Here is a 14,582-nt window from a genome sequence, read left to right as displayed (position 1 = left end):
AGAACAACTAAATAGCAAAATTTTTGCCTTGTTATCGACAAGATTTTCTCGCCTCAAAATAGACCACTTAATTAAGATAACTGGTATTAGCTCGCGTTATTTGTCCTCTTTAAGCACGTAGATCTCACCATCGAAACTACCTTGAATGGTCAATCCTTGGCCTGCCAGTTCCTTGAGATATTCAATATGCTCTTGGGTAATATGTTGACCTGGCACCAAAAGCGGAATACCCGGAGGATACGGGGTGACTAAACCTGCACAAATACGGTTGTTGCTCTTGCTAATAGGTACAGATTCACGCTCGCCGTAGAAGGCATCGCTAGGGATACAAGCAAGGTCAATAGCGGGCAAATTCTCAGGTAAGCGTGAGCGTCGCGTTGACTTCGATAGTTTTACCTTGCCGCCATCAAGTTTCTTTAAGGCATTGTATAAACGAATGATCTTTGAGCGTGTACCACCCAAGGTTAGTAAGACTAAGATGGTACTGTGTGTATATTTCTCAATCTCCAGCCCAATTTCGTCCAGCAGAAACTTATGAATATCCTTTAATGAGTATGGCAGCTCACTAATATCGATGAGGATTTTAAGTGGATCATGCCCCATATTATCGCCACTAAAATGTGGGAATATATTCATAAAGTCTTGCTTATCAAGCACTTTAATATGCTTGAGCGAGGCCATCTGCTGTTTGAACTCTGCAACATGGTTCAGCAGTGCATTGAGTAACTTATAGCCTTCCATCTCTAGCTGCTTTTGGCACACATCCAAAGACGCAATAAGCTGGTATTTGGGTGAGGTGCTGGCGTAGATACTGTAAATCTCACGGAAGAAGTCAGCATCAAAATCAGGGTCGTTAATATGGATATAAGATGCCTGCGAAAATGCCGATACGACTTTATGCGCCGAATGAGTGACATAATCGGCACCTGCATGAATGGCGGAGTAATGGCGCAAGCTAGGGTGAAATAGCGAGTAAGCAAACCAAGCTTCATCAATAAAGACTTTGATGCCATGCTGATGGGCAAATTCTACGACTTGTTTCAGGTCGCTCAGCAAACCATCATAGGTACAGCCTGTGAGCACCAGTAGTTTTGCATCGGTATTTTGTTCAATCGCTTGCTTAATATCGGCCAGTGAAGGCGGTGCAAATATGCCATATTTTGGATTTAAGATACTCGACAAATAGATTGGGAAACTGGCCGATTGCAAAATGCCATAGTGCACAGACTTATGACAGTTGCGGTCGATGATCACCTTATCGCCCTTGCGAAGGAGGGTTTGCAAAATAATTTTATTCGAGGTGGACGAACCGTTGGTCACGAAGTAGGTGCGTTTAACCTCAAACGTTGCCGCTGCGGACTCCTGAGCGCGGCCAATGGTATTGGTGCTGTCTGACAGTGAACCTAACGAATCAACCGATACAGACAAGTCTCCGACAAAGACATTACGGCCATAAAATTGATAAAAATCTTTGATATAAGGAGAGTTTCTAAAGCTCGAACCGCCGCTGTGACCTGGAGTATGCCAAGAGTCGTTCGCTTCGCCGACATAGCTGCGATACGCCGTCCAAAATGGCGTCTCGGCTCTGTCATCAAAGTCGTTGATCATATATCCTAAAATGGCTTCAGGATCTGAGATAACTTCATCTTTAAAGAAGAAAGACTCGATTTCCTCGGATTCGTTGACTATCTCAAGCCCTTTAGTGTCATCACCAATAACGTAAACCGGTAATTCTAGACGAATACTTTTTAATTGCTCGATAAAGCGACTATAGGTTTGTTCGCCACTTTTGTTGTGCACATCCCAACTCAGCACGACGGCTTGAATATCACCATCTTCAGTGACATGCTCCAAGGCTTTTGAAAGTTCGAGACATTCAATAATATCGATTTGAACATCCTCTCGCTCAAAGTTAGGGATCGTTTTTGACAGATTGCTTGAGAGCGCTTGCAATACAGCTGGCTCTTGTTCTATTAACAAGATACGAAGGACAGGTAGCATAATGATATTCGCATTAAAATTTAAAGACTTTCATTAGCATAAAGAAAGCGCAGTGATTTGTGAAATCAATACTTTGCAAATGTTCCAGAAATTGTAAAACGGATGTAGGCGAGGAAGTTGTTGCGAGTGATGGAAAGTGTGCTATTCAACATAGGAAACAGGAAGGTTTCGAGTATCAGGCGTGTCTGAGTTAAATTTGGGATAGGGTGTTTTTGAAAGCTGTATTACGATTGCTTTTCAATGATAAATACAGTCGGTAGTTATAAAAACAATAGTACTAGCTAACAGATCAAAAGGAGTCAAAATGAGATTGGTTAATTATGTTGTGTATGTGTTCTTATTTGGGTGTTTAATCAGCTTCCCTTCATGGGCTGATACAAATAACTTGTCGGGAACATTGGTTGTTGTAAATAAAAAGGGGGACTCGGTTGATTTCATCGATCTTAGCAGCCGAAAAATTAAGCTGACGCTCGCAACTGGCGGAGGTCCACATGAATTGGCAATGAGTGCCGACGGGTACACGGCTGTCGTCACTAATTATGCAGGTGGCAATAGTTTAAGTGTTTTTGACGTTCGACAAGCAAAAAAGGTAAAAACCATTGATTTATCTCGTTACCCAAGCCCACATGGCGTGTTGTTTTTAAAGGACCAAAAACGCGTTGCAGTATCGTCTGAAGGCTCCGACAGTGTGGTAATCGTTGATATAGAGTCGGGGAAAATTGATAAAGTAATTGCAACAGAGCAAAGAGGCTCTCATATGGTGGCGCTGCCGGCGTCTAGCGAGCGTGTTTACACCACAAATATGCGCGCAGATTCAGTGTCTGAATTAGATGTAAAGTCAGGTGCCTTACTTCGCAAAATTTCAATGCCAAAAGTACCAGAGGCTATCACCATAAATAAAAGTGGCTCAGAGCTCTGGGTTGGTAGCAACGATGATGGCTTAGTTACCGTGTTTGATGTAGCAAATGAGCGTATAATTAAGCAATGGAAAGGCTATAGCTTTCCATACCGTGTGTTACTTACCCGCGATGAGCAGCTTGCTGTGATCCCAGACTATAGGAATCACACCCTTGATGTGATCGATGCAATGCACAAAGAAAAGCTGCGTCAAATAAAGTTTGAGCTGGGAACTGGACCAAAAGGCGTGATCCTCCATCCAGACGATCGCACTTTATTTTTATCCGCTTACCAAAAAAATAAGGTCCTTGTTATAGATATTGTATCTGGCAAAACCTTATTTGAACTCCCTACTGGTAACGGACCAGATGGAATAGGGTATTCAGCAGTGGTATTACCTTAGGCTGGCTATCACGTCGATACGAATGTGGCGTGAAGTAGGAGCTGCTTTACGCAGCGATCTGTGTTTTCAGATAATTCAACGAAACAAAAAAGTAGCAACAATCTCCATAAATAAAAGTTGTGCATATGCTAAAACAAAGATTAACTATCAGTCTTCTCTTTAAACTCACATAAGTCTTCAATAATACAGCTGCCGCACTTTGGCTTACGCGCAGTACACACATAGCGGCCATGGAGAATGAGCCAGTGGTGGACATCCACTTTAAACTCTTTTGGTACAACCTTTTCTAGCTTTTGTTCGACTGCTACTACATCTTTACCCATGGCAAATTTGGTGCGATTGGAAACGCGGAAAATATGCGTATCAACAGCAATAGTCGGCCAGCCAAAGGCGCAGTTTAGTACCACGTTGGCGGTTTTGCGACCCACGCCTGGTAGTGCCTCTAGTGCTTCACGGTTTTCAGGAACTTCGGAGCCGTGTTTGTCGACGAGGATCTGACACATTTTATAGACGTTATTGGCTTTTGAATTAAATAAACCAATGGTTTTGATATAGTCTCTTAAGCCTTCAAGGCCAAGCTCCAGAATTTTCTCAGGCGTGTTGGCAACAGGGAAGAGTTTGCGCGTTGCTTTGTTCACTCCAACATCAGTGGCTTGTGCTGAGAGGGTAACGGCAACTAAAAGCTCGAATGGTGACGAGTATTCTAGTTCGGTTTCAGGGTGCGGATTTTCGTCCCTGAGTCGCGTGAGTATTTCTATACGTTTTTGTTTATTCATAAGATTTACTTGCTAAATTCAATGACGGTAGCATGCGGTTATTTTCATTAAGCAGCGATAGTGACGGTATCGCTGCAAACTGGCTTTATTATTACCACATTAGTTTAAGTTAGTGACCCGTGCTCTTGGGCCTTTTACTTCTTCGGCTGTTGGCGCTGTTTTGGCTTTGAGCTGAGCGTCGATAATGTTTTTAGCGGCAATCAAAAAACCAAGGCCCAAAAAGGCGCCAGGTGGCAGGATTGCAACTAAAAATTGATGATCGAATGAGAAGATCTCAACACGCAATACACTTGCCCAGTTGCCAAGGAGTAGCTCGGCACCATCAAATAGTGTTCCTTGACCAATGAGTTCGCGCATTGCACCCAGTACAAATAGCACCAGTGCAAAACCCAGCCCCATCATTAAACCATCCCAAACCGATAACAACGGACTATTCTTCGAAGCGAATGCCTCGGCACGACCAATAATGGCGCAGTTGGTCACGATCAACGGTATAAATATGCCAAGGGATTGATACAGACCAAAGGTATAAGCGTTCATGAGTAGTTGAATAACCGTAACAAAGGCGGCGATGATCATCACAAACACGGGAATACGAATGTCTTTTGGCACCCAATTTCTCACAACGGATACGGTAAAGTTAGAGCCAACCAGTACCAGTAAAGTGGCAATACCAAGCCCTAACGCATTGGTTACCGTTGAAGTCACCGCAAGGAGTGGACACAGACCTAAAAGCTGTACCAGTGCAGGGTTATTTTGCCATGTACCTTCTTGAAAGAGCGATTTTAACTGACTCATTGCGACACCTCGCAAGTATTAGGCGCGTTAAATAGCGCATCAAAATGAGTTTTGGCAAACCATGCGGCCTGATTTACCGAGGTTACTACAGCGCGTGGGGTTATGGTTGCGCCGGTAAATGAATCAAATTGACCGCCGTCTTTTTTCACATTCATTTTAGGGTCTGCTTCACCTTCAACTTGAACGCCGTTGAAAGTCGTTACCCAAGCCGATTTTGCCAGCTCTACCTTATCACCAAGTCCTGGGGTTTCTTCATGGCGCGTTACACGCACGCCTGAGATCAAACCTTGCCTATCGACAGCGGTTAAGACATCAATATTGCCACTGTAGCCTTTTGGGGTGATATGTCTCACTAACAGGGCTGAGGGTTCGCCATTGAGTCTGGCTCTGTAAATTGTGTGTGGGCCGCCTGGGCCGAGTTCTAAGGCGTTGCTGGTGGTGCAATCCAAATACAGTGTATTGTCGTACTTATCTGCTGCAATAACCTGAGAAAGTAATTGCATTAGGTGTTGCTGCTCTTGGCTGGCAATTTTATCTTTGGTGAGGTCATTAATCAGTGCGACCGCTCCTGTTGTTGCCAGTGCAAATGCTGCGAGGATGAGGCCATTTTTCTGCATCGATTGAATTATCATGATTTTGCTCCATGACCATAAGTACGAGGCTGAGTGTAATGATCGATAAGTGGTACGGCCATATTCATGATCACAACGGCAAAGGCAACCGCGTCTGGGTAACCACCAAATTGGCGAATAACATAGACGGTAAAGCCGATTGCCGCACCGTAAATCAGACGACCTAAGTTAGTGGTGGAGGCCGACACCGGATCGGTGGCAATAAAAAAGGCACCAAGCATAGCGCCGCCACTTAACAAGTGGAATAGGGTGCCCGGCTCTGACTCAGGGGCAATGATATAGCCAATTGCGCTAGCAAGGCCAAGACTGGCAATAAAGGCCACAGGAATATGCCAGTTGATCACTTTGGCTTTTAGCAGATAAAGACCACCTAGCAAAAAGGCCAAGTTAACATATTGCCAACCAAGTCCTGCAAGCGCTCCAAAACCCTGCTTACTCATCGCCTCATTCACGGTTAAGCCTTGTGAGACAGCGGTTTTTACCGAGTCTAATGGCGTTGCACCAGTCGCGCCGTCAATCACGCCTGCACGCCAAACGTCAAGTGTAACCCCTTGACTGGTGGACTCGGTAAAGATCATCGCGAGTTGGTCGACAAAGCTTAGCGACTCTAACGTGAGCGCTTGAATGGGTGACCACGAGGTCATTTGTACAGGGAAGGAGATCAGCAATAATACATAGGCCGCCATGGCTGGGTTGAAAAGGTTAAAGCCTAGGCCTCCGTATAGCTGTTTTACAATTGCGATGGCAAAAAATGCACCAATGACGGTTATCCACCAAGGGGCTAGCGGCGGAATACTGATGGCCAGCAGCACAGCGGTGAGCCAAGCACTGCCGTCGCTGAGGCTGGACCATATCGCTCGACGTCTTAGCTTTAGCACTAGCGCTTCAGCAAGGCTTGCGGTAATAAGCGCCAAAGCCAACTGGATCAATACACCAAAACCAAAATAGTAGGTTTGGACTAAGATCCCGGGAATACAGGCTGCCATGACGGTCATCATGATTTTGTTGACCGACTTATGGCTATGATTGTGCGGGGATGAGGCCATGGTTAGTTTCATGACGGTTCATTTCCTTCTTGTTCTTTCGCTTGCTTCTTCGCTTTTGCTCTTGCAATTGCGGCTTTAACGGCGGCTTTTTTACGTGCTTCAGGGCTAAGTGCTTGTTGCTGCTCAGATGTGCCCTCAGCATCTTGCTCTGTACGGCTGGAGTCTGTTTCTGATCCCGCCGTTGGCTCATTTACTTCTTTGCTTTGCTCACTCAGGCTTTGGGTTTGAGTAGCTTCGGCTTGCTCGCTTTCACCTGCTTCTTCCGCCTGTTTAGCGGCTTTCTTGGCCTTAGCTCTAGCGATTGCTGCGGCAACAGCGGCTTTACGTGGATCTTCCTCGGTGCTTTCTGTTTGAGTAGTTTCAGCTTGCTCGCTCTCGCTTTCACCTGCTTCTTCCGCCTCTTTAGCAGCTTTCTTGGCTTTAGCTCTGGCGATTGCAGCGGCAACGGCGGCTTTACGTGGATCTTCCTCCGCGCTTTGTGTTGGAGCGGCTTCTGCTTGCTCGCCTGTGTTCTCGCCAGCCTCTTTAGCAGCTTTCTTGGCCTTAGCTCTGACAATTGCGGCGGCAACGGCGGCTTTACGTGGATCTTCCTCAGCGCTTTGTGTTGGAGCGGCTTCTGCTTGTTCGCTCACGCTTGCGCCTGCTCCTTCAGCCTCTTTAGCAGCTTTCTTAGCCTTAGCTCTGGCAATTGCTGCAGCAACGGCGGCTTTACGTGGATCTTCCTCAGCGTTATCGGTTTGAGCGCTTTGAACAGCCTCTGCTTGCTCGCCTGTGCTCTCGCCAGCTTCTTTTGCAGCTTTCTTGGCTTTAGCCCTGGCAATTGCGGCTGCAACCGCTGCCTTTTTATCGCTTGGCGCTGCATTGGCTTCAGGTTCTGCTGTTTCTTCTGCGGCTGCTTTTTTGGCTTTGGCCCGGGCGATTGCAGCAGCTACGGCTGCCTTTTTATCATCTGCTGCGGCTGGTTCAGATTCAGGCGCAGTTTGGGCCGCGGCTTTTTTCGCCTTAGCGCGAGCAATGGCGGCGGCTACTGCATCTTTTTTATCTGTGCTTTCAGGCTGATCAGTTTTTTCTTCTTTATATTTACGCGCCTGGGCTTTGCGTTTTGCACGCTCTTCAGCAATGGCGCTGTTATCCGGCTCTAATTCGCCGTTCTCACCTCGTTTGGCTTTGGCACGTGCAATCGCAGCTTGGACAGCGGATTTATCTGACTGCTTATCTTTAACGCGTGAGAGTGCTTCTTGCACTTTTTCTTTATCTGCGGCTTTTGGTGCAGCGCCTGCCGAACGGCGTTTATGTTTATTTTGGCGTTCTTCTTGTTCGCGCTCTAAGCGCTCTTTTCTTGCCTCAAAACGCTCTTTAGCACGCTCTGCTTTGACTTGTTCAAGCTTTTGTTCGCGAATGTCGGCTTTGGCTACACGATAGTATTGCACCAAGGGGATTTCGCTCGGGCAAACATAAGAGCACGCACCACATTCGATACAGTCAAAGAGGTTGTATTCCTCTAACTTTTGGTACTCTTTGCCTTTAGCAAACCATTGTAACTGCTGTGGTAATAAGCTTTGAGGGCAGGCATCTGCACAGGCACTACAGCGAATGCATGCCTTTTCATCACCCGGGATCGCAAGTTCTTGGTTGTCTGGCGCGAGTATACAGTTGGTGGTTTTGATCACAGGGATCCTAACCGATGGCAAGGTAAAGCCCATCATTGGACCACCCATGACGACACGCTGCGCCTCTACTGGCGAAAAGCCTTGTGAGTCTAGCAAGTGCTTTATTTCAGTGCCGAGTAAAGCCCACACATTGCTTGGCTGAGTAATGGTATTACCGGTTACGGTAACTACGCGCTCAATAAGGGGTTTACCCTCAAAAATGGCTTGCCAAATTGCGAACAGTGTTCCAACGTTCTGCACTAGAACGCCGATATCTGCTGGTATTCCAGCACTTGGTACTTCTTTGGAAGTTAATAGCTTTACCAGTTGCTTTTCACCACCAGAGGGGTATTTGGTTGGCACACTACGGACTAAGATATCCTGATTATGCTGAGCTGCTGCGGTGATAGCCGCAATGGCTTCTGGTTTATTATCTTCAATGCCAAATAATACTTTTTGTGGCTTCAATATGCCTTGTAGCACTTCGACGCCTGCGATGATTTCTTTGGCGTGCTCACGCATCAAACGATCATCGGCTGTAATATATGGTTCGCACTCAATGCCATTGACGACTAAAAACTCAATGGGCTTTGGGCTGTCTGCTTTGACATAGGTTGGGAATCCCGCACCGCCCATACCGGCAATACCAGCTTGGTGGATAATATCGATAAGCTGTTTGTTATCAAGCGTGCTAATGCCGCTAATTGGATTCAGTGGTGTCCACTTATCTTCACCGTCTGGGCGCAAAATAATACTGAGCTCAGGTAGCGCGGATGGATGCGCCGACGGCATCGGCTTTATCGCTTCAATGGTGCCAGATGTGGGGGCATGAATGGGCAGCGACCAGTTCGTGCCGGGAGCCGTCAATGCTTGCCCTTTAAGGACGTGATCGCCAGAGTTAACTAACAGGCTACCATTGGCACCAATGTGCTGCTTTAGTGGCAGGATTAGTTTATCAGGCAAAGGTAAACGAGCAATCGGTTGTTGGTTAGATAATGTCTTTTGCTCTGGTGGATGGATGCCACCTGGGAACTGCCACAGTTTTCCGCTTTCTATTTGTTCAAGTAATGTTTCCACTTAAACCTCTTAATCAATCTGTGTCACAGGAATGGCGTCTAGCTGCCACTTCCACGTTTGCTTGGTCTGTGCAACCGGGATCATATCAATACAATCGACCGGGCAGGGCTCGACACACAGATCGCAGCCTGTGCACTCGTCGATGAGCACGGTGTGCATTTGTCTGGTTGCACCAACGATGGCATCAACGGGACAAGCTTGAATGCATTTGGTACAGCCAATACATTCGTCTTCACGAATGTAAGCCACCTTCTTGACCGGCTCTGCGTCTTCTCCGCCAGCCAGTGGCTTTGCTTCTACGCCCATTAAGTCCGCCAGTTTTTTCACTGTTGCTTCACCGCCTGGAGGGCATTTATTTACGTCATCGCCATTTGCAATCGCTTCAGCGTACGGTCGACAGCCGGGATAGCCACACTGGCCGCATTGAGTTTGTGGCAGAATGGCGTCTATCTGTTCAACAATTGGGTTGCTTTCAACTCGGTATTTCACTGCTGCATAGCCAAGCACAATACCAAAAATAAGCGCCAGCGCACCCAGCGCAAGTAATGCGTAAAGTAATGTCATATCTAAAACTTAACCAATCCAGAAAAGCCCATAAACGCAAGCGACATAAGTCCTGCGGTGATCATTGCTATCGATGCACCTTTAAACGGTGTCGGCACGTCAGCGACAGCTAAACGCTCACGCAAAGCGGCAAATAGCACCAAAACCATAGAAAAGCCAACCGCAGCGCCAAAGCCATAGACAGCAGACTCTAAAAAGGTGTGGTCTTTTTTGATATTAAGTAGTGCGACGCCTAGTACAGCGCAGTTGGTGGTGATCAAAGGTAAGAAAATCCCCAGTAACCGATACAAGGTTGGACTGGTTTTACGCACCACCATTTCCGTAAATTGTACAACTACCGCGATAACCAAAATAAAGCTCATTGTTCTTAAAAAAGTGAGGTCGAGCGGCAATAAAATATACTGATTGACCAAATAGCTGGTAACTGAGGCTAGCGTGAGAACAAAGGTGGTCGCTAACGACATTCCCACTGCGGTATCCAATTTTCCAGATACCCCCATAAATGGACATAAGCCCAAAAATTGGACTAAAACGAAGTTATTCACCAGCACTGTGCCAATGAGCAACAAAATGTATTCGGTCATTCCTGCCTCTATAACTTATTCACTTTATGCGGGTTTTTCCCGTCAAATCGAGGTGATAGTTAACTGTATTAAAGAACTTACTAGGTGCAAGTTTTGAATGGATTTAATTTTGCTAAAAATACTTTTTAGTAGAATTAAACCGATAGCACCGTTCCGCTTTGAATTTTTTAAGTGAAAACATGTGCCTGCTATCATTTTAGCTAGCGTCTCAAATAGTGTGAGGCTGTAGCTTGTCATATAATGCTGACAGTTTTCATTCAGTTATTAGCAAGTAATCCTAATTCAGAGTTTGCTTATCAGGCTAAATAAATGAGCTTTTAGCAATAAAATCATGGTGATAGAATGATTTTACTGCTAGATCTTGGATTACCGCTAGTGCCGAAATAATCTTCAAGCTTATCTTTGTGAACTTCTTAATACACATGGATAAATTTGAATGATAATTCCTGCCAATAGTAACACAGATTGTAACTAGTGTGGCAAATGATAGTGTGCGAAAGTCAGCGCGACGGCAGGGGATCAAGGGAAGGGCACACAAGTTGCCCTTGGAACTTTCGTTGAACTTGGATAAGAGGTAAGTTATCCAAGCTCCGGCTTCCTAAATTTCCTTCGGCTTTTCGATGTAATAGCCTTGTACACCGTCCAAACAAAGCGTTTCGACGATGTGTTTCTCTTCTTGGCTCTCGATACCTTCGGCAAATACGTTGACACCGATACGGTGTGCAAGGTCAACCATTAATCGCATAAAGTATTGATTATTCTTGTCTTCTTCAAGACCCCGAGTATAGCTTGCATCCATTTTGATATAGTCAGGTTTTAAGTCTCTAAAGAACTTAAACGACGTTAAACCCACACCAAAACGCTCAACGGTGATACGAGCGCCGGCACGGTGCACCATATCAATAAAGCGCTTACTGGCTTTAATATTTTGCTGTAAGCCAAACTCGCTAACTTCAAATACCAGTTTAGAGGCTAGATTGGTTTCTTTTAACAAACGACGCTCTAACCAGATCACAAATTGATCGTTATGAGCGCTCGATGCGGTAACATTGATCCCAAAATACTTTTCATTAAAGTTACGCGTTTTGATAAGTTCTAGCGAGGTGTCGATGATCAGCTGATCAATCTCGATGGCCATTTCTAGCTTTTCTGCCATGGCAAGGAAAGAGGCCGTTGGCAGCATCTGTCCTTCTTCAGTTTTGAAGCGGGATTGGATCTCTGCGTAGGCTTTAGAATTTTTACCAATTGGCATGATATTTTGCATCATCAAGCTAACACGCTTGCTGTTGATCACATCGCGGATCACGCGACGCCAGTTTTGGTTGCCAAATCCAGCACTGACATTATTCACTAAGTCAGACTCACGTTGAATATGCCAAGCATTGGCTTGCTTGCTTTGCGCCATACTCATCGCATTATCGACAACCGACAGCAGTTCTCCAAGTGGTTTACCGTTCTCGTAAGGCACGATCCCAGTGTTTGCAACCGATGATAGTTCTTGGTTTTGCTGGAACTGAGTAAAGCGCGCTTGCAGTGTTTCACCAAACTCTTCCGCTTCTTTACTTGGCACATTGGGTAAGATCACTGCAAAATCCGAGCTATTTAAACGGAATACCTGGCTGCCGGCATAAGTACCTGTAACGTGCTTGATGATATCCGATACTGACTTAATGTATTCATCGCCTTTTTGATAGCCACGGGTTTGGTTAATGACCTGTAATTCAGAGCAACGGATCATCGCCAGTGAGCCAAATGCCTTTTTGGCAGACGACTCGATATATTGCTCGTAGTACTCAACAAACATATTACGGTTGCCAAGATCAGTAACTACATCTTTATACGCTTCTTGCTTGATAGAATGGGCGGCATTTTTAATGTCTTCTTGCTTTGACTTTAAAAAGCTAGCTAAGCGTTTAAAAGAGGGGATTAAATCTTGGCCGAGTTCTGCAACTTTGCCATCGTTAAAGTCAAATTCAATATTGTCGGTAACTTGATTTTGCGTGATATATGAATCTACAGCATTGGCAACTGTCATACTAACGTTGCGATTGAGCTTTTTATAGACGCCTTGCATAAAGAAAACAGGAATAAAAGCCACTAACGCTGAAATAATGATAAGTAGCAGTAGGGCTTGTTGTAGTAATTGCGCCTGACTTTGTGCATTGATCAAGAATTCGATTTTGATGTCTTTGGTATCGTTAACAGCAAATTGGGGGCGAATAGCATTGATATTTGATTCTATGAGTTCGGCGATAAAGGGGAGGTTGCTCGGTGTATTGACTTGCAAAACGGTTTGACCGTCAAAGTCTCGAACAATAAAAGTTGAGAAAACATCTCCGCTATTTAAGGCTTGGCGGATATGTTCAGGAGTAACTTCAGTGAGTTTCTTATCCTTTATATACTCTGTCACCATGGTATGGGCACTTTGCTGTGCTTTGTTGATTGCAGAGTCAAAACTTGTTGCGAAAAAAAAGCTACCAATCAAGGAGAATAATAGCCAAGAGGTGACTTGGAGTACGATAAGTTTTTTAAAACCAGCCATAGTACGCTTCTTAAAGAGGGTTATTCCATAGTATCGGGTGCATTGCCAATTTCTTTATCAAATTCATCGGTTTGATTTTGTCTGGTCGATAAATTACAGAGATGGTTGTTATTTGAGCAAATGCAGTGAGAATATTGCTTGTAGAGTAGTGTAAATGCTGGAAAAAGTCTAATGCTTTCGTGGAATTGGCTCCCCCTCCCCGACTCGAACGGGGGACCTGCGGATTAACAGTCCGTCGCTCTAACCAACTGAGCTAAGGGGGAACTACAATAAGATGCTGACTTTGGCTCCCCCTCCCCGACTCGAACGGGGGACCTGCGGATTAACAGTCCGTCGCTCTAACCAACTGAGCTAAGGGGGAACAATTTGGAACTTTGGGAATGCTCTTTTGAGCAATATCTTATTGATTGGCTCCCCCTCCCCGACTCGAACGGGGGACCTGCGGATTAACAGTCCGTCGCTCTAACCAACTGAGCTAAGGGGGAATAGTCAAGTGTGAGAATTTGGCTCCCCCTCCCCGACTCGAACGGGGGACCTGCGGATTAACAGTCCGTCGCTCTAACCAACTGAGCTAAGGGGGAATAGTCAAGTGTGAGAATTTGGCTCCCCCTCCCCGACTCGAACGGGGGACCTGCGGATTAACAGTCCGTCGCTCTAACCAACTGAGCTAAGGGGGAAGCGTATCTCTCAACGGGGCGAAATATTAATGACGACATTGCAAGGTGTCAACCACTAAAATCACAGAAACGTAAAAAACTCTACTAAGCGATGAATTAATGCGCTATTTGTTGGCTTTTTAGCTAGTTTTGAATTCTTGATATAGGGCCTGTTGACCTTTGCTGTTTGATTTTGGTTCCCCTGAGTGGGTTTTGATCGCGGCGCTCGACTTGCCGCCTAGTAATCTAAGCAAAAGTTGAGCAATACGTAATTTATCCATCGTTCATATAATGACTCTTAGTGAGTTTTGATTTCAATATGCCTACATGATGAAGATCTGCAAAATATGAAAGATAGGGCTGCTGTATAAAATACCTAAATCATCGTGTAGGGATGTCGAATAAAATTAACATATACAGTATTTACTGTTTATCTATACAGTGCTATATTCTGCTTAATGTATTTTTTGAACGTTTTGTTTGAATTATATCCCTAACTGCTCATTTTATGATGTTTTCTTGAGATCTTTAAATCATTGCAATTATCACGTGAATGAGATCAATGAGCATAAATAGTGTGGTATTGATAATCTCTATTTAAACGCGGCGTGACAAACAGTAAGTAGTTACTATCATTAAAGCGATAATCAATGATTTAATAAAAAGTTGAATTAAAACAGTTGGGTATGTGTTCCTTGTTATTTTTAGTCGTTAGATGCTTTTTACTTCCAGAAGCAAGGTTAGTCTAGAGATCTAAATTGATCCAGTTGTTGTTTTAAGAATGATCACACTAAACACGCTATTGATCAAAATTACTCCAAGCTGAAAACCTTTATTCTATTGGCTTGGAGCGACTTATCCACGGAATCTGTGGATAACATTGTTTATTATTATTTGAGAAGTATTGCAAGACTATGAAATTAGGGCGCTGCAGCCGTTTCAAGTAAAATTCGATAA

Annotated in this window: 10 protein-coding genes and 5 tRNA genes; 1 reads left to right on the top strand and 14 read right to left on the bottom strand. The window is 44.9% G+C overall.

Going from position 1 to position 14,582, the window contains the following annotated elements; translation table 11 throughout:
* Positions 1-96: 96 nt before the first annotated feature.
* On the bottom strand, positions 97-2,001 hold the full coding sequence (locus NO992_RS19775; RefSeq protein ID WP_017217967.1) for an aminotransferase class V-fold PLP-dependent enzyme: 1,905 nt from the start codon (positions 1,999-2,001) through the stop codon (positions 97-99).
* Positions 2,002-2,305: 304 nt separating this feature from the next.
* Here NO992_RS19775 and NO992_RS19770 point away from each other — a divergent pair, with 304 nt between their 5' ends.
* Complete coding sequence (locus NO992_RS19770; RefSeq protein ID WP_371380025.1) at positions 2,306-3,301, top strand: YncE family protein; 996 nt, start codon at positions 2,306-2,308, stop codon at positions 3,299-3,301.
* Between the two features lie 140 nt (positions 3,302-3,441).
* Here the strand turns inward: NO992_RS19770 and nth are convergent, their stop codons facing one another.
* The 13 genes from nth to NO992_RS19705 form a co-directional block, all read right to left on the bottom strand.
* Positions 3,442-4,077, bottom strand: coding sequence for an endonuclease III (gene nth, locus NO992_RS19765; protein WP_069022907.1), 636 nt, complete (start codon positions 4,075-4,077; stop codon positions 3,442-3,444).
* A 99-nt stretch (positions 4,078-4,176) separates the two neighbouring features.
* Positions 4,177-4,875 carry an electron transport complex subunit E gene (locus NO992_RS19760; protein ID WP_371380022.1) on the bottom strand — a complete coding sequence of 233 codons (699 nt, stop codon included), beginning with the start codon at positions 4,873-4,875 and terminating at the stop codon, positions 4,177-4,179.
* Positions 4,872-5,507 (bottom strand): electron transport complex subunit RsxG, encoded by a 636-nt coding sequence (gene rsxG, locus NO992_RS19755; protein ID WP_128726759.1) that lies wholly within the window; start codon positions 5,505-5,507, stop codon positions 4,872-4,874. Before rsxG ends, NO992_RS19760 begins: the two co-directional genes overlap by 4 nt.
* The gene (rsxD, locus tag NO992_RS19750) at positions 5,504-6,565 is read right to left on the bottom strand and encodes an electron transport complex subunit RsxD (RefSeq protein WP_253106719.1); all 1,062 of its coding nucleotides are present in this window, start codon (positions 6,563-6,565) and stop codon (positions 5,504-5,506) included. Before rsxD ends, rsxG begins: the two co-directional genes overlap by 4 nt.
* The gene (rsxC, locus tag NO992_RS19745; protein WP_371380019.1) at positions 6,562-9,279 is read right to left on the bottom strand and encodes an electron transport complex subunit RsxC; all 2,718 of its coding nucleotides are present in this window, start codon (positions 9,277-9,279) and stop codon (positions 6,562-6,564) included. The genes rsxD and rsxC overlap by 4 nt, the downstream gene beginning before the upstream one ends.
* Before the next feature lie 9 nt (positions 9,280-9,288).
* Positions 9,289-9,843, bottom strand: a complete 555-nt coding sequence (gene rsxB, locus NO992_RS19740) for an electron transport complex subunit RsxB (protein WP_010370380.1) — start codon at positions 9,841-9,843, stop codon at positions 9,289-9,291.
* A gap of 2 nt (positions 9,844-9,845) precedes the next feature.
* Positions 9,846-10,427: an electron transport complex subunit RsxA gene (rsxA, locus tag NO992_RS19735; RefSeq protein ID WP_010370383.1), complete on the bottom strand. Its 582-nt coding sequence runs from the start codon at positions 10,425-10,427 to the stop codon at positions 9,846-9,848.
* Between the two features lie 598 nt (positions 10,428-11,025).
* Positions 11,026-12,969, bottom strand: a complete 1,944-nt coding sequence (locus tag NO992_RS19730) for an EAL domain-containing protein (RefSeq protein WP_253106722.1) — start codon at positions 12,967-12,969, stop codon at positions 11,026-11,028.
* Positions 12,970-13,155: 186 nt separating this feature from the next.
* Positions 13,156-13,232: transfer RNA gene (locus NO992_RS19725), tRNA-Asn, on the bottom strand.
* Positions 13,233-13,253: 21 nt separating this feature from the next.
* A tRNA-Asn gene (locus NO992_RS19720) sits at positions 13,254-13,330 on the bottom strand.
* A gap of 47 nt (positions 13,331-13,377) precedes the next feature.
* A tRNA-Asn gene (locus NO992_RS19715) sits at positions 13,378-13,454 on the bottom strand.
* A gap of 19 nt (positions 13,455-13,473) precedes the next feature.
* Positions 13,474-13,550, bottom strand: a tRNA-Asn gene (locus NO992_RS19710).
* A gap of 19 nt (positions 13,551-13,569) precedes the next feature.
* Positions 13,570-13,646: transfer RNA gene (locus tag NO992_RS19705), tRNA-Asn, on the bottom strand.
* Positions 13,647-14,582: the final 936 nt, after the last annotated feature.

Origin of the sequence: Pseudoalteromonas sp. DY56-GL79 (genome assembly GCF_041414765.1) — a bacterium.
Taxonomy (GTDB): domain Bacteria; phylum Pseudomonadota; class Gammaproteobacteria; order Enterobacterales; family Alteromonadaceae; genus Pseudoalteromonas; species Pseudoalteromonas piscicida.
Note: the sequence above shows the minus strand (reverse complement) of the source record. Positions and strands in the feature narration are given on the sequence as shown.